The sequence below is a fragment of the Streptomyces sp. NPDC097107 genome (genome assembly GCF_044762405.1).
In the GTDB taxonomy this organism is placed as follows: Bacteria; Actinomycetota; Actinomycetes; order Streptomycetales; family Streptomycetaceae; genus Streptomyces; species Streptomyces thinghirensis.
In genome coordinates this window covers 203,944-222,703 of record NZ_JBIWEF010000004.1, presented here as the reverse complement: position 1 = coordinate 222,703, position 18,760 = coordinate 203,944, and the positions used below count along the sequence as shown (strand labels likewise).

At 72.0% G+C, this 18,760-nt stretch carries 16 protein-coding genes and 1 pseudogene; 9 read left to right on the top strand and 8 right to left on the bottom strand.

Annotated features, from left to right (window positions below):
- Positions 1–31 precede the first annotated feature (31 nt).
- Positions 32–1,150: a phosphoserine transaminase gene (gene serC / locus ACIQ1J_RS11215; RefSeq protein ID WP_403556134.1), complete on the top strand. Its 1,119-nt coding sequence runs from the start codon at positions 32–34 to the stop codon at positions 1,148–1,150.
- A gap of 74 nt (positions 1,151–1,224) precedes the next feature.
- On the opposite strand, the gene ACIQ1J_RS11210 is transcribed toward serC, so the two are convergent.
- Together ACIQ1J_RS11210 and ACIQ1J_RS11205 are read right to left on the bottom strand one after the other, a co-directional pair.
- Positions 1,225–2,052, bottom strand: a complete 828-nt coding sequence (locus tag ACIQ1J_RS11210; RefSeq protein WP_403556132.1) for an ABC transporter permease — start codon at positions 2,050–2,052, stop codon at positions 1,225–1,227.
- The gene (locus tag ACIQ1J_RS11205) at positions 2,049–3,050 is read right to left on the bottom strand and encodes an ATP-binding cassette domain-containing protein (protein WP_403556130.1); all 1,002 of its coding nucleotides are present in this window, start codon (positions 3,048–3,050) and stop codon (positions 2,049–2,051) included. Before ACIQ1J_RS11205 ends, ACIQ1J_RS11210 begins: the two co-directional genes overlap by 4 nt.
- Before the next feature lie 91 nt (positions 3,051–3,141).
- Here ACIQ1J_RS11205 and ACIQ1J_RS11200 point away from each other — a divergent pair, with 91 nt between their 5' ends.
- A complete protein-coding gene (locus ACIQ1J_RS11200) occupies positions 3,142–3,930 on the top strand; it encodes a TetR/AcrR family transcriptional regulator (protein WP_403556128.1) in 789 nt (262 codons plus the stop codon).
- Here the strand turns inward: ACIQ1J_RS11200 and ACIQ1J_RS11195 are convergent.
- A complete protein-coding gene (locus ACIQ1J_RS11195) occupies positions 3,904–4,887 on the bottom strand; it encodes a WD40 repeat domain-containing protein (RefSeq protein ID WP_403556126.1) in 984 nt (327 codons plus the stop codon). The two genes, ACIQ1J_RS11200 and ACIQ1J_RS11195, sit on opposite strands and share 27 nt — an antisense overlap.
- A 112-nt stretch (positions 4,888–4,999) precedes the next feature.
- Between ACIQ1J_RS11195 and ACIQ1J_RS11190 the strand changes: the two genes are divergently transcribed.
- From ACIQ1J_RS11190 to ACIQ1J_RS11180, 3 genes are all read left to right on the top strand, one after another.
- A complete protein-coding gene (locus ACIQ1J_RS11190) occupies positions 5,000–5,680 on the top strand; it encodes a GDSL-type esterase/lipase family protein (protein ID WP_403556124.1) in 681 nt (226 codons plus the stop codon).
- A 113-nt stretch (positions 5,681–5,793) separates the two neighbouring features.
- A complete protein-coding gene (locus tag ACIQ1J_RS11185) occupies positions 5,794–6,381 on the top strand; it encodes a Uma2 family endonuclease (RefSeq protein ID WP_386521237.1) in 588 nt (195 codons plus the stop codon).
- Between the two features lie 52 nt (positions 6,382–6,433).
- Positions 6,434–7,426 carry an aldo/keto reductase gene (locus ACIQ1J_RS11180; protein ID WP_403556122.1) on the top strand — a complete coding sequence of 331 codons (993 nt, stop codon included), beginning with the start codon at positions 6,434–6,436 and terminating at the stop codon, positions 7,424–7,426.
- A 143-nt stretch (positions 7,427–7,569) separates the two neighbouring features.
- Here the strand turns inward: ACIQ1J_RS11180 and thpR are convergent, their stop codons facing one another.
- From thpR to ACIQ1J_RS11165, 3 genes are all read right to left on the bottom strand, one after another.
- Positions 7,570–8,142: an RNA 2',3'-cyclic phosphodiesterase gene (gene thpR / locus ACIQ1J_RS11175; protein ID WP_403556120.1), complete on the bottom strand. Its 573-nt coding sequence runs from the start codon at positions 8,140–8,142 to the stop codon at positions 7,570–7,572.
- Between the two features lie 204 nt (positions 8,143–8,346).
- Positions 8,347–9,714, bottom strand: coding sequence for an MFS transporter (locus tag ACIQ1J_RS11170; protein WP_403556118.1), 1,368 nt, complete (start codon positions 9,712–9,714; stop codon positions 8,347–8,349).
- A 27-nt stretch (positions 9,715–9,741) separates the two neighbouring features.
- Positions 9,742–10,179 (bottom strand): MarR family winged helix-turn-helix transcriptional regulator, encoded by a 438-nt coding sequence (locus ACIQ1J_RS11165; RefSeq protein WP_007450858.1) that lies wholly within the window; start codon positions 10,177–10,179, stop codon positions 9,742–9,744.
- Positions 10,180–10,335: 156 nt separating this feature from the next.
- On the opposite strand from ACIQ1J_RS11165, the gene ACIQ1J_RS11160 reads away from it, so the two are divergent.
- Entirely contained in the window at positions 10,336–10,518 is a 183-nt protein-coding gene (locus tag ACIQ1J_RS11160; RefSeq protein ID WP_210962289.1) for a ribbon-helix-helix protein, CopG family, read from the top strand.
- Positions 10,519–10,528: 10 nt separating this feature from the next.
- Here ACIQ1J_RS11160 and ACIQ1J_RS11155 read toward each other — a convergent pair whose 3' ends face one another.
- Positions 10,529–11,986 (bottom strand): NCS2 family permease, encoded by a 1,458-nt coding sequence (locus ACIQ1J_RS11155; protein ID WP_403556116.1) that lies wholly within the window; start codon positions 11,984–11,986, stop codon positions 10,529–10,531.
- 201 nt (positions 11,987–12,187) lie between these two features.
- Between ACIQ1J_RS11155 and ACIQ1J_RS11150 the strand changes: the two genes are divergently transcribed.
- From ACIQ1J_RS11150 to ACIQ1J_RS11140, 3 genes and pseudogenes are all read left to right on the top strand, one after another.
- A complete protein-coding gene (locus tag ACIQ1J_RS11150; RefSeq protein ID WP_210962291.1) occupies positions 12,188–12,442 on the top strand; it encodes a DUF2530 domain-containing protein in 255 nt (84 codons plus the stop codon).
- A 68-nt stretch (positions 12,443–12,510) separates the two neighbouring features.
- Positions 12,511–12,980 (top strand): annotated as a pseudogene (locus ACIQ1J_RS11145) (GNAT family N-acetyltransferase).
- Positions 12,981–13,079: 99 nt separating this feature from the next.
- A complete protein-coding gene (locus tag ACIQ1J_RS11140; protein ID WP_403556113.1) occupies positions 13,080–15,482 on the top strand; it encodes an HAD-IC family P-type ATPase in 2,403 nt (800 codons plus the stop codon).
- 111 nt (positions 15,483–15,593) lie between these two features.
- Here the strand turns inward: ACIQ1J_RS11140 and ACIQ1J_RS11135 are convergent, their stop codons facing one another.
- Positions 15,594–18,716: a sacsin N-terminal ATP-binding-like domain-containing protein gene (locus ACIQ1J_RS11135; RefSeq protein ID WP_403556111.1), complete on the bottom strand. Its 3,123-nt coding sequence runs from the start codon at positions 18,714–18,716 to the stop codon at positions 15,594–15,596.
- Between the last annotated feature and the right edge of the window lie 44 nt (positions 18,717–18,760).

The window sequence follows — 18,760 nt, the reverse complement described above, 5'->3', positions numbered from 1 at the left end:
CCGGTTTCGCCGAGGAGATACCCTCCGGCTCGTGGCTGAGATCCAGATTCCTGCTGACATCAAGCCCGCGGACGGTCGATTCGGCGCGGGCCCCTCCAAGGTGCGGGTGGAGGCGCTGGACGCCCTGGCCGCCACCGGTACGTCCCTGCTCGGCACCTCCCACCGCCAGGCCCCGGTCAAGAACCTGGTCGGCAAGGTCCGTGAGGGCATCCGCGAGCTGTTCCGGCTCCCCGACGGTTACGAGGTGATCCTCGGCAACGGCGGCTCCACCGCGTTCTGGGACGTCGCGACCCACGGCCTGATCGAGAACAAGTCGCAGCACCTGAGCTTCGGCGAGTTCTCCTCCAAGTTCGCCAAGGCGGCGAAGCTCGCCCCCTGGCTGGCCGAACCGACGGTCGTCTCCTCCGACCCGGGCACCCACCCCGAGGCGCGGGCCGAGGCCGGCGTGGACGTGTACGCGTTCACGCACAACGAGACCTCGACCGGCGTCGCCATGCCCATCAGGCGCGTGGCCGGCGGAGACGAGGGCTCCCTCGTCCTCGTCGACGCCACCTCCGGCGCCGGCGGCCTGCCCGTCGACATCGCCGAGACCGACGTCTACTACTTCGCCCCGCAGAAGTCCTTCGCCTCCGACGGCGGCCTGTGGATCGGCGTGTTCTCCCCGGCCGCCATCGAGCGCGCCGAGCGGATCCACGCGAGCGGCCGGCACGTCCCGGAGTTCTTCTCGCTGCCGACCGCGATCGACAACTCCCGCAAGAACCAGACGTACAACACCCCGGCGCTGGCCACCCTGTTCCTGCTGGGCGAGCAGCTGGACTGGATGAACGGCCAGGGCGGCCTGGACTTCACCACCGGCCGCACCAAGGACTCCTCGTCCCGCCTGTACGCCTGGGCGGAGGAGGCCAAGTACGCCTCCCCGTTCGTCACCGACCCGGCCAAGCGGTCCCAGGTCATCGGCACCATCGACTTCTCCGACGACATCGACGCCGCCGCCGTCGCCAAGGTGCTGCGCGCCAACGGCATCGTCGACACCGAGCCGTACCGCAAGCTCGGCCGCAACCAGCTGCGCGTCGCGATGTTCCCGGCGATCGACCCGGCGGACGTCGAGGCGCTCACCAAGTGCGTCGACTACGTGATCGAGAAGCTCTGACCACCACCGCTCCCGTAGTACGACGATGAGGGGCGCCCGGCACTCGCCGGGCGCCCCTCATCCGCTCTCCGCCCCTACCTGCTGAGCCGCTGGAAGCGCCGCACCGCCAACGGCAGGAAGATCGCCGTCAGGATCACCGGCCACACGCACGCCATCAGCAGCGCGTGCTGCTCCACCCACGAGTCGCCGCCGCCGACCGGCGTGCCGAACAGTTCGCGGGCCGCCGCAGCCGTGGACGAGATGGGATTCCAGGCCGCCACCCAGCCCAGCCAGTCGGGCATGAGCTGCGGGGCGACGAAGATGCTGGAGATCATCGTCAGCGGGAACGCCACCGCGAACAGGCCGCCCGCCGCCTCCGGGTTGGGGACCAGCAGCCCCAGCCAGACCCCGATCCAGATCAGCGCGAACCGCAGCCACAGCAGCAGTCCGAACGCGCCCAGGAAGCCCCAGCCCCCGTCCGGCCGCCAGCCCATGGCCAGCGCCGTGAGCATCATGATGGCCAGCTCGGCACAGGCGACCACGAGGTCGGTCACCCCGCGCCCCGCCACCACGGCCGAGGAGGACATCGGCATGGAGCGGAACCGGTCGATGACGCCCTTGGTGGAGTCGTGGACGACGACGGTCGCGGTGTTGATGAAGCCGAACGCCATGGTCATCACGAACATGCCCGGCATCAGGAAGTCCTTGTAGTCCCCGCCGCCCGGCACCGTCATCGCGCTGCCGAAGACATAGCCGTAGAGGAGGACGGACAGGATCGGGAAGCCCAGCTGCCAGGCGATGTTGACGGGCTGGCGCTGGTAGTGGGTCAGACCGCGGCGGACGATGTTGCCGCAGTCGGCGAGCAGCCAGTACAGCCGCCCGCGCTCACGCGTGCCTCCGGTCGTCAGGTCGAGGGCGCTCATGCCGCCACCGCCGCCTTCCCCGCACTCGACTTCTCAGCGCCCGGGCTCTCCGCACTCGTACGGTGTCCGGTCAGGCGCAGGAACACGTCGTCCAGGCTCGGCCTGCGCAGCCCGATGTCCTCCACCGCGACACCCTCGTCCTGGAGGGTGCGCGCCACCTCGGTCAGCGCGGACACCCGGTCGGTGACCGGGGCGTGCACCCGCAGCGCCTCCTCGTCGGCCTCGGGTTCGCCGTCGCAGACACGGGCGACCACCTTCACCACCCTCGGTATCTCGGCCCGTTCGGCGACCACGACCTCGATGCGGTCGCCGCCGACCAGGTTCTTCAGCCCGTCCGGGGTGTCGTCGGCGATGGACCTGCCCTGGTCGATGACGGTGATGTGCGAGGCGAGCTTGTCGGCCTCCTCCAGGTACTGCGTGGTCAGCAGCACCGTCGTGCCGCTCGCCACCAGCGCGCGGACGGACTCCCAGACCTCGCCGCGGCTGCGGGGGTCGAGGCCCGTCGTCGGCTCGTCCAGGAACAGGACGGACGGCGCGAGAATCATCGACGCGGCGAGGTCGAGGCGGCGCCGCATACCGCCGCTGTACTTGCCGACGCCCCGGTCGGCGGCGTCGGTCAGGTCGAACTGCTCCAGCAGCTCGACGGCCCGCGCGCGGGCCCGCCTGCCGCCCAGGTGGAACAGGCGCCCGAACATCTCCAGGTTCTGCCGGCCGGTGAGCACCTTGTCCACGGCCGCGTACTGCCCGGTGAGGCCGATCCGCGCCCGCACCTCGCGCGGCTGCCGGGCGACGTCCAGGCCCGCCACCTCGGCCCGTCCCCCGTCCGGCCTGATCAGCGTGGACAGGATGCGAACGGCGGTGGTCTTGCCCGCGCCGTTCGGGCCGAGCAGGCCGTGCACGGTGCCCTCACGGACGGTCAGGTCGAAGCCGTCGAGGGCGCGTTTCCCGCCGTACCGCTTCTCCAGGCCCTCGGCCCGTACCGCGTAACCGTCGCTCATGGGTCCCCCTCTCACTCCTTAACTGAGTACACCGTACCCTAATTTGCGTACGCCGCACCCAGTTTCTTTCCCGCGGACTTAGACTGACCTCATGGCAAGCGGTACGGAGACCAGCGGCAGCGGTGACATCGGCCGCACCCTCGAACTGTTGTGGGACACCGGCAGGCGGCCCAGCCGGGGGCCCAAACCGGGCCTGACGCTGGAGCGGATCGTGGAGGTCGCCGTCGAGGTCGCGGACCGGGACGGGCTGGGCGCGGTCTCGATGCGCCGGATCGCCACGGAGCTGGGCACCGGCGCGATGTCCCTGTACCGCTACGTCCCCGGCAAGGGCGAGCTGATCGACCTGATGCTGGACCGCGTGCAGCGCCCGTCCGAGGACCCCGACGACCACGGCGACGGCGGCTGGCGCTCGGCACTGCACACCCTCGGACACGCCGCCCTCGCCCTGTACCGCCGCCACACCTGGCTGCTGGAGGTCAACCAGTCCCGCCCGGTCCTCGGGCCGAGCGCCATGGACGGCATGGAGAGGGCCCTGGCCAGGATCAAGCCGATGGGCCTGACCGATCCCGAGCTGATGTCGGTGATCATCATGATCGACGGGTACGTCGTCGGCGCCGCACGCACGCAGGTGTACGAGGCGGAGGCCGAGCGCCGGTCCGGGCTGACGGACGCCCAGTTCTGGGGAGCCCAGCAGCCAGCGCTGAAGAAGGCCATGCTCAGTGGGCGCTACCCGGTCCTGGCCTCCCTCTCCGAGGACACCTTCGGCGCAGGCTTCGACCACTTCGAGTTCGGACTGCAGCGCATCCTGGACGGGCTGGAGGTGCTGGTGGCCGCGCGGAGCGCGGCGCACGGCTCAGCGGCGGCGGAACAGTCGCCGTAGCCCGAGGAACACGGCGGCGCACGCGACGATCAGGCCGACCGCCCCGACCTTGAGGGTGTCCCCGCCGGACCCGTCGTCCCCTCCGCCGCCCTCACCCGAGGCGTCGGAGCCGCCCCCTGCCGACCCGCCGCCGCCCCCGGGCGCGTCCTCGGCCTTCACGGGGCTGCCGGCGCCCTCCATCCCGAGCAGCAGCTTCGCGCCGTCGGTGGTGTAGGTGACGGACTCGCCCTGCCCGAGGGGCACGCTGATCCGCCCCTCGCGCTGGATCTTCCCGCCGTTCCAGTCGTACCAGACGCCCCCGAGGTAGCCGCGTACGGCGAGCGTCTCGCCGTCCGGGGAGAAGGCGGCGTCGGTGGCCCAGAGGTCGACGGGGGCGGCGCGCCGGAAGACGTTGGTGCCGGAGGCGGAGAGCTTCGCCGGGCCCTCGTACAGGTGCCCGCCGTCCTCGTTCTTGTCGATGATGTGGATCCGCCCGGTCTTCGGGTGGACGGCCATCGACTCGGCGTCGCGGGGGCCGTCCGCGTACTTCACGACGTACTGCGTCGCCTTGACCGTCTGGTCCTTCAGTTCGGTCGGCTCGGGCAGCTCGTAGATCCACACGTACGGCCAGGTCACGCCCTCGTTGTCGCCGATGTCGCCGACGAAGATCCGGTTGCCCGGCCCGATGGAGATCGCCTCGACGTCCCGGGGCGTGCCGACGCCGGAGAGCGCGACGCGGGCGACGGTCTCGCCGGTGGAGCCGTCCACGGCGTAGAGGTAGGGCCCGTTGTCCTGGTCGTTGTGCGTCCAGTAGACGCCGGGATGCAGGCGGGAGGCGGCGAGGCCGCTGGACTCGGTGATACGCGGGTCCTTGATCGTGAAGCCGTCACTCCCGTCGACCCCGTCGGCGGCGGAGGCGGGCACGGCGAACGCGCCCACGAGAAGGGCCGAGGCGAGGAGGGCGAAGGGTCGGCGCATGCGCCAAGCCTGCCATCCCGCACGGGCGTTCACGGCGGGGGTCACGCACGGAGTCACGCTGCGTGGCCGGGCTCACATCGCGCGGGCCAGGCAGATCGTCCATGATGAGCGGATGCTCAGGTTCATGTTCGTCGGTGACTCCATGACGATCGGGAGCGCAGGCGAACACACGTGGCGCTACCGGCTGTGGCAGCACCTGCGCGACTCCTACGGCCGCCCCTTCACGTTCGTCGGCCCCCGCGAGACGCTGCACGACCAGTCGACGGACGCCCCCACCTCGTACGCCTACGCCGACCCCGGCTTCCCCCGCGCCCACCTGGCCGGCTGGGGCGAGGGCTGGCACCACATGGCCCCGCTGATCGGCGAGACGGTACGGACCTGCCGCGCGGACGTGCTCCTGGTCTCGCTCGGCCTGATCGACCTCGGCTTCTACACGAACGCGGAGCAGACGGCCGACAACGTCCGGGCCTTCGTGGCCGAGGCCCGCTCGGCGAACCCGCGCGTGCGCATGGCCGTGATGCCGGTCGTCCCGAACATCCGGGTGGAGGCGGACGAGACCTTCGCCGAGCAGGTCACCCGGTTCAACGGACTCCTCGCGCAGACGATCGCCGACCTCGACGACCCGCGCTCCTCGCTGCTCCTCGTCCCCCCGCCCGCGTCGTACGACTTCCACGTGGACACCTACGACGGCACGCATCCCAACGAGAGCGGCGAGCACCGGATCGCGGACGCGTTCGCGGAGGTGATGGACGAGGGGTGGGGGCTGGGCGGGCCCTACTCGGCCTCCCGGTAGGACACGGCCTGGCGTTCTGGCATATGCGCGCTCTCCCGTGTCCTGGTCACCGTGCGTATCGTTGTACCGCGCGGCTGTACTCGTCGTTGGGGCAGCCGGGGAGGAGCGCCACGATGACCGTCCTTGAAGACAGGATCGCCATGGCCGACGCCAACACGGAATGCTTGGATGCGTGGTTCGAGCGCCTGGAGCGGATGCCCGTCCCCGAAGGATTCAGGGTCGAGATCGTCGGGGGCAACGTCCACATGACACCGCAGCGCGACACGCATTGGGCAATCATCCGCCGGATCGTACGGCCCATCGAGGACCGGTTCGGCATGGACGTCCTGGTCCTCTCGGACGTCCGCATCGACTTCCCGGGCCACGAGAACGGCTTCTGCCCCGACGTGGCCAAGCTCCGCGACGGCGCGGAGCAGGACGAAACGGGCCACTGGCGCCACGAGGACGTCGAGTTCGTAGCCGAGGTCATCTCCCAGGGCACCGCCGCCAACGACTACGGCCCCAAGAAGCTCGCGTACGCCGCCGCCGAGGTCCCCCTCTATCTCATCGCCGACCCGTACCAGGGCCGTTGCCACATCTTCACGCACCCCAAGGACGGCGACTACACGACCGAGACCAGGGTCGCCTTCGGCCAGGAACTGGACCTCACCGACACCGTCCTCGGCCTCACTCTCAGGACCGACGCCTTCCCCCGCGACTGACCGACCGAACCCGCTTGCCTGGAGCGCACTCCAAGTCGTTGGCTTGGGGACCATGAAGTACACGCAGCTCGGACGCACAGGACTCAAGGTCAGCCGGCTCGTCCTCGGGACCATGAACTTCGGCCCGCAGACCGACGAGGCCGACAGCCACGCCATCATGGACGCGGCGCTGGACGCCGGCATCAACTTCTTCGACACCGCCAACGTGTACGGCTGGGGCGAGAACAAGGGCCGTACCGAGGAGATCATCGGCAACTGGTTCGCCAAGGGCGGCGACCGGCGCGACAAGACCGTCCTCGCCACCAAGGTGTACGGCAACATGGCCGCCGACGGCGAGGCGTGGCCCAACCACGACAAGCTCTCCGCCGTGAACATCCGGCGGGCCGTCGACGCCAGCCTCAAGCGGCTGCGGACCGACCACATCGACCTGTACCAGTTCCACCACATCGACCGCGCCACCGGATTCGACGAGATCTGGCAGGCCATCGACACCCTGGTCCAGCAGGGCAAGGTGCTCTACGCCGGGTCCTCGAACTTCCCCGGGTACAAGATCGCCCAGGCCAACGAGACCGCCGCCCGGCGCGGCGGCACCATCGGGCTGGTCAGCGAGCAGTGCCTGTACAACCTGGCCGAGCGCCGCGCCGAGATGGAGGTCGTCCCGGCCGCGCAGGACTACGGCCTCGGCATCATCCCGTGGTCGCCGCTGCACGGCGGACTGCTCGGCGGGGTCCTGAAGAAGGAGGTCCAGGGCGGACGGCGCGCCTCCGGGCGGGCGGCCGACGTCCTGGCCGACCCCGCGGGCCGCGCCCAGATCCAGGCCTACGAGGACCTGCTCGACAAGCACGGCGTCGCGCCCGGCGAGGCCGCGCTGGCCTGGCTGCTGACCCGGCCCGACGTGACCGGCCCGATCGTCGGCCCGCGCACGGCCGAGCAGCTCACGTCGGCGCTGCGGGCCGTGGAGCTGGAGCTGCCGGACGAGCTGCTGACCGGGCTGGACGAGGTCTTCCCGGGGCCGGGCCCGTCCCCGGAGGCGTTCGCCTGGTAGTGGTGTGAGCGGGGCGGCGGCCGCCGCACGGCCTGCTCACGGCCGCTCAGCCGAGCGCCGCCGCCACCGCCACCACGACGAGCATCAGCACGAGCACACCGGCCATGATCCGGTTACGGGTCTTCGGGTCCACGCCCCCGAGCCTAACCGGAGGCGCCGAGCGGGCTGCGGGCGACCGTCTCGTAACGGGGCTGCTCGCCCGGCACCCCGGACCCCGGCAGGTTGCTGCGCACCAGCGCCAGGCCGGTCACGGTCCAGGTGCGGCTCGTGAAGCCGTCCAGCGCTTCGACGTACGGCCGGACGTCGAACGCCTCGCGGCTGCGGGCCACGGTCAGATGGGGCTTGTAGCGCCGGTGCTCGCCCATCTCGACGCCCGCCTTGCGCCCCGCCGACGCCGCCCGGTCCGCGAGCAGCCGCAGGGTCGCCACGCCACCCTCCGCTCCGGCCCACAGCGCCCGCCCGTGCCCGAACTGACCGCCCCCGCGCAGCGCCAGCCCGAAGGGCGCGGTGCGGTGGGCGGCCCGCGCCAGGCGGGCCGACAGGTCCGGTACGAGAGCGTCGTCCACCTCCCCGTAGAAGGCGAGCGTGAGGTGCCACCCCGGGCGGCCGGTCCAGCGCAGCCCGTCCGCGCCGGGCAGCTTCCGCAGCGCGGCCACCTCGGCGGCGAGGGCGGCGGTGACGTCCTCGGGGGGCAGCACGGCGGCGAACAGTCTCATGCGGGTCAGTCTCCCCCGGGGAACACGTGTACGTCCGCACGTGTCCTGGTCACCGTGCGTATCGTTGTACTGCGCGGCTGCACTCGCGTCGGGGGACAGCCGGGGAGGAGCGCCACGACGACCGTCCTTGACGACAGGATCGAGATGGCCGAAGAGAGCACCGGGCTGACTCTGGACGTCATGTTTGACTGAGCGGGCGACCGGTCACGCCGCCGGAGCCAGCTCCTCGCGCCGCTCTCGCGGCACGAAGCGCACCTGCGGATGCCCCCGGTGCCAGCCGACCGACAGGCGCAGGTTGCCCACGCGGGCCAGGACCAGGCCGATCACGAGCGCGGCCGTCGCGGCCACCGCGCCACCCGCGGCGAAGCCCGCCCGGGCGCCGTACGCGTCCGTGACCCAGCCGACGATCGGGGCGCCGACCGGGGAGCCGCCGAGGAAGACCATCATGTACAGGGCCATGACGCGGCCCCGCATGGCCGGGTCGGTGGACATCTGGATGCTGGTGTTGGCGGTGACGTTGACCGTCATGCTGAAGACGCCTATCGGGACCATCAGCAGCGCGAACAGCCACAGCTCGGGTGCCGTCGCCGCCACCATCTCCAGGGCGCCGAAGGCGAGCGCCGCCGCGATCAGGACGCGCAGCCGGGCCGTGCCGCGCCGGGCGGCGAGCAGGGCGCCGGCCAGCGAGCCGACGGCCATGAGGGTGTTGAAGAGGCTGTAGGCGCCCGCCCCCGCGTCGAAGACGTCGTCGGCGAAGGCGGACAGGAAGACCGGGAAGTTGAAGCCGAAGGTGCCGATGAAGCCGACCAGCACGATGGTCCAGATCAGCTCGGGGCGGCCGGCGACGTAGTGCAGGCCCTCGCGGAGCTGCCCCTTGCCGCGCGGGGCGCGCTGGACGGCGTGCAGTTCGCGGGCGCGCATCAGCACCAGGCAGCTCAGCGGCGCGACGAAGGACAGGCCGTTGGCGAGGAACGCCCAGCCGGTGCCCACCCCGGTGATCATCAGACCGGCGACGGCGGGGCCGACCAGGCGGGCCGACTGGAAGTTGGCCGAGTTGAGGCTGACCGCGTTCTGGAGCTGGTCGCGCCCGACCAGCTCGGCGACGAAGGACTGGCGGGCCGGGTTGTCGACGACGGTCGCCAGGCCCATCGCGAAGGCGGCGACGTAGACGTGCCAGACCTGGACGTGACCGGTCAGGGTGAGGACGGCGAGGAAGAGCGCGGTCAGGGCCATCGCGGACTGGGTCACCAGCAGCGTGGGGCGCTTGCGCAGGCGGTCGACGAGGACGCCGCCGTAGAGGCCGAAGAGCAGCATCGGCAGGAACTGCAGGGCCGTGGTGATACCGACGGCCGCCGAGGAGCCGGTGAGGCTGAGCACCAGCCAGTCCTGGGCGATGCGCTGCATCCAGGTGCCGACGTTGGAGACGACCTGGCCCAGGAAGAACAGGCGGTAGTTCCGGACCCGGAGGGAGGCGAACATCGAGGACCTGGTCTTGCGAGGGGCGTCGGGGGCGGTCGGGTCGTCGTGGCCGTCAGGTGCGGGGGCGGAAGCTGCTCCGGGTCCCGTACTCAAAAGGTTTCGCCTCCTCGCGAATGCTGCTTACCGGTGTGCGAGCTTCTCCAGCACGGGGGCGGCGGCGCGCAGTTTCGCCCACTCGTCCTCGTCGAGTCCCTCGACCAGCGTGGCCAGGAACGCGTTCCGCTTGCGGCGGCTCTCCTCGAGCATCACCACGGCCTGCTCGGTCTGCGTCACGACCTTCTGGCGCCGGTCCTCGGGATGCGGCTCCAGCCGGACCAGCCCCTTGGCCTCCAGAAGCGCCACGATGCGGGTCATCGAGGGCGGCTGGACGTGTTCCTTGCGGGCCAGCTCGCCCGGGGTGGCGCTGCCGCAGTTGGACAGGGTGCCCAGCACCGACATCTCGGTCGGGCTGAGCGACTCGTCGACCCGCTGGTGCTTGAGGCGACGGGACAACCGCATCACGGCGGAGCGCAGGGAGTTCACGGCGGCGGCGTCGTCGCCATGCTTGAGGTCCGGCATGTTCCTTAGCGTAACTCATTAGTCTCGCGAAATACCACCGCTCGCCCGCCCGCGTGCCCGTGACGCCCGCCACTGAAACCCGGACTTCACCCGTACGAGTGAGCTGATTCCGGAAATCGGAGCATCACCCGGTCGGTGGGGGCGACCCTCGTGCGCATGGGGACCAGCGTGCTCAGCCTGCGGATGGACGGGGAGCTGCTCGACCGGCTCCGGCACCATGCGGCGAAAAGGGGAATGAGCGTCCAGGACTATGTCGTCCGGACGCTCATTCGGGATGACTTCGACGAGCGGTTCCAGTCCGCCGTGGAGGAGACGGAACGGTTCTACGGTCTCACGTGAGACCCACCGGTCACGTGAGACCCAGGGCCGGCATCAGGTAGTAGAAGGCGAACACCGCCGACACCACGTACATCGTGACCGGGACCTCCCGGCCCCGCCCGACCGCCAGGCGCAGCACCGAGAAGGTGATGAAGCCCATGCCGATGCCGTTGGTGATCGAGTAGGTGAACGGCATCATCAGCATCGTCACGAAGGCCGGGACGGCGATCGTGAAGTCGGACCAGTCGATCTCCCGGATCGAGCCGGCCAGGATCAGGAAGCCGACCGCGACCAGCGCCGGAGTGGCCGCCTGGGACGGAACCATGGTGGCGACCGGCGTGAGGAACAGCGCCACCGCGAAGAGCGCGCCGGAGACGATGTTGGCGAAGCCGGTGCGCGCGCCCTCGCCGACACCGGCCGTGGACTCCACGAAGCAGGTCGTGGCCGAGGCGGAGCTGGCACCGCCCGCGGCGACCGCGACACCGTCGACGAAGAGGACCTTGTTGATGCCCGGCATCTGACCCTGGGCGTCGGTCAGCTTCGCCTCGTCGCTGACGGCCATGATCGTGCCCATGGCGTCGAAGAAGCACGACAGCAGGACCGTGAAGACGAACAGCACTCCGGTCAGGACGCCGACCTTCTCGAAGCCGCCGAACAGGCTGACCTCGCCGACCAGGCCGAAGTCGGGGGTGGCGACGGGGTTGCCGGGCCACTCGGGGGTGGTCAGGCCCCAGGAGGGGATGTCGGCGACCGCGTTGATGATCATCGCGAGGACGGTCATCACGACGATCGAGATGAGGATCGCGCCAGGGGTCCTGCGGACGATCAGCGCCAGGGTGAGCAGCACACCGAGGGCGAAGACCAGCACCGGCCAGCCGAGCAGGTGCCCGCCGGTGCCCAGCTGGAGGGGGACGGTGGTCTGGGCGGCGTCCGGCATCCGGGTGACGAACCCCGAGTCGACCAGGCCGATCAGCATGATGAACAGGCCGATACCGATGGCGATGGCCTTGCGCAGGCCGTAGGGCACGGCATTCATCACGCGCTCGCGCAGGCCGGTGGCGACCAGCAGCATGACGATGAAACCGGCCAGCACCACCATGCCCATGGCGTCCGGCCAGGACATCCGCGGGGCGAGCTGGAGGGCGACGACGGAGTTGACGCCGAGGCCGGCGGCGAGCGCGATCGGGACGTTGCCGATGACGCCCATCAGGAGCGTGGTGAACGCCGCCGTCAGGGCGGTCGCGGTGACCAGCTGGCCGTTGTCGAGCTGGTTGCCGTACATGTCCTTCGCGCTGCCCAGGATGATCGGGTTCAGCACGATGATGTAGGCCATCGCGAAGAAGGTGGCGAAACCGCCGCGGATCTCACGGGGCAGCGTGCTGCCGCGCTCGGAGATCCTGAAGTACCGGTCGAGGCCGTTCTGCGGGGGCCGCCTGTCTTCGGGCGACTCGGGGGACGGGGGGACCTTGGCGGAGGCCGAGGTGGGCATGCGAGGACCTCATCACCAACAGGTTCCCCCACGGCCTTATTGGTGTTTCCTACGAATGAAAGCGGTCAGAGACAAACGGGTTCAGTATGAACGTATGAGCCGCTCGAACGCTATCTCCGCGCGTAGACCCGGGTGGTGCGGTCCGGTGCGGTCCGGTGCGGTCCGGTGAACCCGCGGCCGGCCCCCTCGTAAGCTGTACGCATGAAGAAGTGGACACCCACGCACGAGGCGCCGGAGCCCCTGGAGGGCCCCGTGGTTCCGACCATCATCGGCGGCACCGTCCTCTGGTTCGTCCTCTTCCTGGCGCAGCTGCCGTTCTACGGCTGGTTCGAGGACCACGGGCACACCTGGTGGGTGTGGACCTGCCTGGCCGGCGCCGGGCTCGGGCTGATCGGCATCTGGTACGTGCGGAGGCGCGACGCCGCGCTCGCGCGGGCCGCACGGGACGACGCCTGACGCCCATACCCGAGCCGCCCGAGCCGCCCGAGCTTCCCGATCCGCCCGATCCGCCCGATCCGGCCTAGCTGCGACCGCTCCGGCCCGACCATGCGCCCGCGCTGCTCGCCTTCGAGCGCGAGAACCCCGCGTGGCTCGCCGCCTCGGTGCCCGACCGGGGCGAGGACTACTCCGCCCGGTTCGACGAGCGCCTCCGCGGGCTGCCGGCCGCGCAGGAGGCCGGGCTCTGCTTCTTCCACGTGCAGGTCGGCCCCGGTGGCGAGGTGCTCGGGCGGGTCAACCTCGTGGACGCGGAGGGCGGTGTCGCCGAGCTCGGGTACCGGATCGCGGAACGGGCCGCCGGGCGCGGCCCGGCCACCCGGGCCGTACGGGAGGTCTGCGCCTCGCCGTCCGCGCGTACGGGCTGACCGCGCCGCGGGCCTCGGCCACCCTCGACGACGCGGCCGCACGGGCCGTGCCGGCCCGCACCGGGTTCGTCACCACCGGCACGACACGGCTCGACGGGCGCCCCGGTCCGACCTACCCGCGCACCCTGTAGTACCTGGGCATCAAAGGCCGGACCACCCCGTCCTACCCAGGTCGGAACTTCCCCGCATTCGGCGGGTGCAGCCGTAAATCCGCCCTTACCGTCGAACGCATGACGCATCTCGACGCGGACGACCGACTAGACCCCGCGGACCCCGTACACGCCCTTTCCCCCGCGACCGGACTGACCGCGGCCGGGGTCGCCGAACGGGTCGCGCGCGGTCAGGTCAACGACGTCCCGGTGCGCAGCAGCCGCTCACTGGCCGACATCGTCCGTGCCAACGTCTTCACCCGGTTCAACGCGATCATCGGCGTGCTCTGGGTGATCATGCTGTTCGTCGCGCCGATCCAGGACAGCCTGTTCGGCTTCGTGATCCTCGCCAACACCGGCATCGGCATCGTCCAGGAATGGCGGGCGAAGAAGACCCTCGACTCCCTGGCGCTGATCGGCGAGGTCCGCCCGACCGTGCGCCGGGACGGGACGGCCACCGAGGTCAGCACCTCGGAGATCGTGCTGGACGACGTCATCGAGATCGGGCCCGGGGACAAGGTCGTCGTCGACGGGGTGTGTGTCGGGGCGGACGGGCTGGAGATCGACGAGTCGCTGCTGACCGGCGAGGCCGACCCGGTCGTCAAGCAGCCGGGGGACCAGGTCATGTCCGGCAGCTTCGTGGTCGCGGGCGGCGGCGCGTTCCGGGCGACCAGGGTGGGGCGCGAGGCGTACGCGGCGCAGCTCGCCGAGGAGGCCTCCCGCTTCACCCTGGTCCAGTCCGAGCTGCGCTCCGGCATCTCCACGATCCTGAAGTACGTCACCTGGATGATGGTCCCGGCCGCCATCGGCCTGATCCTCAGCCAGCTGGTCGCGAAGGACAACGAGCTGGACGACTCCATCGCAAGGACGGTCGGCGGCATCGTGCCCATGGTCCCGGAGGGCCTGGTCCTGCTCACCTCCGTCGCCTTCGCGATCGGCGTCATCCGGCTCGGCCGCAAGCAGTGCCTCGTCCAGGAACTGCCCGCCATCGAGGGCCTGGCCCGCGTCGACACCGTCTGCCTGGACAAGACCGGCACCCTCACCGAGGGCGGCATGGACGTCACCGGACTGCGCCCGCTCGACGGCGCCGACGAGGACTACGTCCGTACGGTGCTCGGCGCCCTCGGCGGGTCCGACCCGCGCCCGAACGCCTCCCTCCAGGCGATCATCGACGCCTACCCGGCCGCCGAAGCCGCCGGGGACTGGCGCTGCACCGAGTCCCTGCCCTTCTCCTCCGCCCGGAAGTACAGCGGCGCCACCCTCGTCGAGGGCGACGGCGCCTTCGGCACCTGGCTGCTGGGCGCGCCCGACGTGCTGCTGGCCGAGGACGACCCCGCGCTCGCCGAGACCACGCGGCTCAACGAGCGGGGGCTGCGCGTACTGCTGCTCGCCCGCGCCGCCCGCGACCTGGACGACCCCTCGGTGGCCGAGGGCGCCACGCCCACCGCCCTGGTCGTCCTGGAGCAGCGGCTGCGCCCGGACGCCGCCGACACCCTGCGCTACTTCGCCGACCAGGACGTCCGCGCCAAGGTCATCTCCGGGGACAACGCGGTGTCGGTCGGCGCGGTGGCCGCCGAGCTCGGGCTGTCCGGCGCCACCGTCGACGCGCGCCGGCTGCCCGCCGAGCGGGAGGAGATGGCCGAAGCGCTCGACGGGGGGACGGTGTTCGGGCGGGTCACCCCGCAGCAGAAGCGCGACATGGTGGGCGCCCTCCAGTCGCGCGGCCACACGGTCGCCATGACCGGCGACGGCGTGAACGACGTCCTGGCGCTCAAGGACGCCGACATCGGGGTGGCGATGGGCTCCGGATCGGAGGCCACCCGGGCGGTCGCGCAGATCGTGCTGCTCGACAACAGCTTCGCCACGCTGCCCTCGGTGGTGGCCGAGGGCCGCCGGGTCATCGGCAACATCACCCGGGTCGCGACCCTCTTCCTGGTGAAGACCGTGTACTCGGTGCTGCTGGCGATCCTGGTGGTCTGCTCACAGGTCGAGTACCCGTTCCTGCCCCGCCACCTCACCCTGCTCTCCACGCTCACCATCGGCGTCCCCGCCTTCTTCCTGGCCCTCGCCCCGAACAAGGAACGGGCCCGGCCCCACTTCGTACGGCGCGTGATGCGGTACGCGATCCCGGGCGGCGTGCTGGCCGGGGCGGCGACCTTCACGACGTACCTCGTCGCCCGGCAGCACTACTCCGGGCCGGGGGCGCTGGACGCGGAGACCAGCGCGGCGACGCTGACGCTGTTCCTGGTCTCGATGTGGGTGCTGGCGATCATCGCCCGCCCCTACACGTGGTGGCGGGTGGCGCTGGTGGCGACGATGGGCCTGGGCTTCGTGGTGGTGCTGGCGGTGCCGTGGCTGCAGGACTTCTTCGCGCTGAAGCTGGTGGGCGTGACGATGCCGTGGACCGCCGTCGGCATCGCGGTGGCCGGGGCGGGACTGTTGGAACTGACCTGGAGGTGGGTGGACCGGCGGTTTCCGGCGTGAGGGCCTACTCGGTCCGTGACTCGCCGCGGCGCGGTCGTGGCTGGTCGCGCCCGCGCGGCGGAGCCGCGTGTCGAACACCGCCCCGCGCCCCTTCGGGACACTCCTCGGCCCTCAGTCGAACCAGCGGTCCCTGGCCAGTTCCTCCGTGCGCGACTCGTCCTCCAGCAGTGCCGCGACCTCGAAGCGGCGGGGCCACTGACCGGCCGCCCAGGCCAGCCCGGCCGCCACCCCCTCCAGCGTCGCCGCGTGCAACGCCCCGTCGGCCGTCAGCCGCCAGTCGATCTCCACACCGTCGACGACCAGTTCCTCGTGCTCCACGTACGACGCCGGGGTCCGCGCCCCGAGCAGCACCCGCACCGGCTCCGGTACGCCGTGCTCGACGCCCTCGGAGTCCACCTCGCCGGTGACGGACTCGCTCAGCCGCCGCACCTGGAACAGTTCCGCCAGCCCGGCGGCCCGGGCCGGGCGTACCGGCAGCAGCGGGACGCCGGACGTGAAGGGCAGCAGGTCCGGTGAGTCGACGACCACCGCGTCGGCGGCGTCCACCACCTCCACCCGGCCGTCGACCACGGCCCGCACCTCGTCCGGCAGGGTGACCTGCTCCGGGTCCAGTTCGGCCAGCGCGCCGTACAGGGCGTGCAGTTGGGCGGCCGTGACCGGGCGGCCGGGGTCGGCGAGACGGTCCAGCAACTCCGCCGCGCCGCCGGGTTCGTCGAGCAGGGCGGCCACCGACGTGCGCACGCCCAGCGCCCGCAGCACCTGCTCGTCCTCGAAGCCGGTGGCGTCGGCCTCGTCGTACAGGCCCCGCAGCAGCGGGTCGCCGCCGGCCGCGCGCAGACCGGCCGGACGGCGTCCGCCGAGCACCGGGTGCCCGCGCAGCCACCACGCGGTGTACGGCCGTACGACCTCGTGGGTGCCGTCGGGCAGGAGGATGCGCACGGACTGGACGAGCGCGTCGCGCAGCGGGGGCCGCGACAGCAGGGCGAGGGCCTCGGGCCACCGGTCGTCGTCCACGAGGTCCAGGTCGCGCACGGCGACGATCTCGGTGGCCACCGGCGGGACGGGACTGTCCGGGAAGCGGTCGAGGATGTCCTCGCTCCACACGTCCACGGCGTCCAGCAGGCCCGCGTCGTCCGGCTCGGCGAAGTCGCCGTCGCGGGGTTCCAGTTCGTCCGGGTCGAGGACGACGTCGGTGGCGCGGACTAGAGCGAAGGTGACGAGCACCCCGCAGGCGGCCAGGGGCTCCGGCCCCCACTTATCGGCCAGCTCCGCGTCCACGGCGGCGAGTTCGTCCTCGCGCATGACCTGGGCGAACGGGCCGCCGGGGAAGACGAGTTCGCCCGCCGGGGAGAGTTCTCCGTCCTCGTCGGGCAGGGCGAGCGCGCCGAGCCAGGGCTCGTCCCCGGCGTCGAGTCCGGCGTCGCGGACCAGGCCGAGGACGGTGTCGGCCAGTTCGTCGGCGTCGAGCGTGTCCTCCTCCCAGTTCGTGCCGCCGTCGTCCTCCAGGGAGGCGGCGACCGCGGCCCGGACCTGCGGGGCGGTGAGCACGGCACGCGGGGTGGCCGGGAGGGCGCCGAGCTTCTCCAGGAGGCCGTGGGCGGCGTCCGGGTGGGCGACCTTCAGGCCGAGGCGGGTCAGGACCTCCGGATCGAGGGAGGCGGCGTCCGGGGAGGGCAGGAGCACCTGCCGGGGGCCGATGGTGGTGCGGCCGTCTGCGAGGGGGACGGGCAGCCCGGTCAGCCGGTCGGGGTCGACCCCGGCGAGGCTGTCGTAGAGCCGCCGCCACCACCCGGGGGCCTTCTCCAGCCCGGCCAGCCGGTCGATCGCGTCGGTCAGCGGCACCCGGGCCACCCCGAGCGTGCGCAGCTCCGCGCGGCGCTCCAGACCGGCCGGGAGCAGCGTCGGCAGCACCTCGGCGAGGACCCGCACGGTGTCGGTGCCCGCGCCCTCCACCACTTCGGCGTCGCGGGGCCGCAGGGACTCGGGCAGGTCGGGGTCGTCCTCGCGCGGTTCGGCGGCGGGCGGCAGGAAGGAGGTGCGCGGCAGCCGTTCGAGGATCGCCTGCCGCAGCGCCCCGTCCAGCTCGCCCTTGCCCAGCGGGCCGGGCACCAGGTCGATGAGGCCGGTCGCCACCGGCCGCCAGTCGGCGAGGAGCCCGGCGTAGGCGTCCGCGGCCCGCTCCGTCAGGAAGTCGGTCAGCGGGCCGGGCGCGGCGTGCCGGCGGGTGGAGTCCAGCGGGAAGGAGGCGATGAGCAGCGCGGGCACGCCGAGGGGCTCGTCACTGGGCGTGGGCGCGTGGACGAAGGGGCTGGTGCGGGGGCGTCCGGGGCCGCCGTCCGCGTCCACGGGCACCGCCCACGTCACGGACCAGTGGGGGCGCAGCCGCTCCTCCACGGGCCGGTCGGCGAGGAGGTCGGGGGTGAGGGGCCCGTGCGCGGCGGCGGTGCGCCAACGGGTGACGCCCTCCCGGGAGTCGTCCACCACGGTCAGGGCGCCCTCGGTGCGGCGGCCCAGCGTGCGCACGTCGTCCGCCACCTCCACCACGACCTCCTCCAGACCCGGCAGGGCGAGGAGCAGCGCGTCGTCGACGGCGTGCAGGAGCCGTTCGGCGAGGTCGGCGGCGGCCGTGTCGCGCAGCGGGAGGATGACGGCCGTGTCGTAGGGGCCGGGCGCCGTGCCCTCGGCGGGGAACGGCAGCCGCAGCAGCGGGACGTGCCCGTCGCGCCGCCGGACCTCGTCCCCCAGGCCGGGACTGTGCAGCGCGGTGTCGGCGGCCAGGCCCCGGGCCTCGGCCAGGGACCAGCGCACACCACCGTGCCGGCCGACGACGGCGGGCTCGTCGGTGACGGCCAGGACGGCGGCGAAGCCGACCCCGAACCGGCCGACCGCGCTGTCCCCGGCGTCGCGCTTGGCGGAGGCGCGCAGGGTGGAAAGCGACTCGACGCCGGCCTCGTCCAGCGGGGCGCCGGTGTTGGCGGCGACCAGGACACCGTCGCGCAGGGTGAGCCGGAGCCGGCCGGGCACACCGGCCCGTGCGGCGGCGTCGGCGGCGTTCTGCGCGAGTTCGACGACCAGCCGGTCGCGGTAGCCGCCGAGGACGAGGTCCTCCTCCGCGTTGGCGTCCTCACGGAACCGGGCCGGGCTCGTCGCCCAGGCGTCCAGCACCCCGCGCCGCAGACGTGCCGTACCGAACGGATCGGCGCCCTCGGCGGCAGGCCGCACGTACATGCTCACGGTGACTCTCCTCATCGACGGACCATGAAGGTACCGCCCCCTGC

What these genes read in the sequence shown, in the direction of transcription:
- ACIQ1J_RS11190 (WP_403556124.1), top strand. Translation starts at nt 5,000, where the DNA reads ATGCTCAGGTTCATGTTCGTCGGTGACTCCATGACGATCGGGAGCGCA.
- thpR (WP_403556120.1), bottom strand. Translation starts at nt 8,142, where the DNA reads ATGAGACTGTTCGCCGCCGTGCTGCCCCCCGAGGACGTCACCGCCGCC.
- ACIQ1J_RS11185 (WP_386521237.1), top strand. Translation starts at nt 5,794, where the DNA reads ATGACCGTCCTTGAAGACAGGATCGCCATGGCCGACGCCAACACGGAA.
- ACIQ1J_RS11195 (WP_403556126.1), bottom strand. Translation starts at nt 4,887, where the DNA reads ATGCGCCGACCCTTCGCCCTCCTCGCCTCGGCCCTTCTCGTGGGCGCG.
- ACIQ1J_RS11140 (WP_403556113.1), top strand. Translation starts at nt 13,080, where the DNA reads ATGACGCATCTCGACGCGGACGACCGACTAGACCCCGCGGACCCCGTA.
- ACIQ1J_RS11210 (WP_403556132.1), bottom strand. Translation starts at nt 2,052, where the DNA reads ATGAGCGCCCTCGACCTGACGACCGGAGGCACGCGTGAGCGCGGGCGG.
- ACIQ1J_RS11165 (WP_007450858.1), bottom strand. Translation starts at nt 10,179, where the DNA reads ATGCCGGACCTCAAGCATGGCGACGACGCCGCCGCCGTGAACTCCCTG.
- ACIQ1J_RS11205 (WP_403556130.1), bottom strand. Translation starts at nt 3,050, where the DNA reads ATGAGCGACGGTTACGCGGTACGGGCCGAGGGCCTGGAGAAGCGGTAC.
- ACIQ1J_RS11150 (WP_210962291.1), top strand. Translation starts at nt 12,188, where the DNA reads ATGAAGAAGTGGACACCCACGCACGAGGCGCCGGAGCCCCTGGAGGGC.
- ACIQ1J_RS11160 (WP_210962289.1), top strand. Translation starts at nt 10,336, where the DNA reads ATGGGGACCAGCGTGCTCAGCCTGCGGATGGACGGGGAGCTGCTCGAC.
- ACIQ1J_RS11180 (WP_403556122.1), top strand. Translation starts at nt 6,434, where the DNA reads ATGAAGTACACGCAGCTCGGACGCACAGGACTCAAGGTCAGCCGGCTC.
- ACIQ1J_RS11155 (WP_403556116.1), bottom strand. Translation starts at nt 11,986, where the DNA reads ATGCCCACCTCGGCCTCCGCCAAGGTCCCCCCGTCCCCCGAGTCGCCC.
- ACIQ1J_RS11200 (WP_403556128.1), top strand. Translation starts at nt 3,142, where the DNA reads ATGGCAAGCGGTACGGAGACCAGCGGCAGCGGTGACATCGGCCGCACC.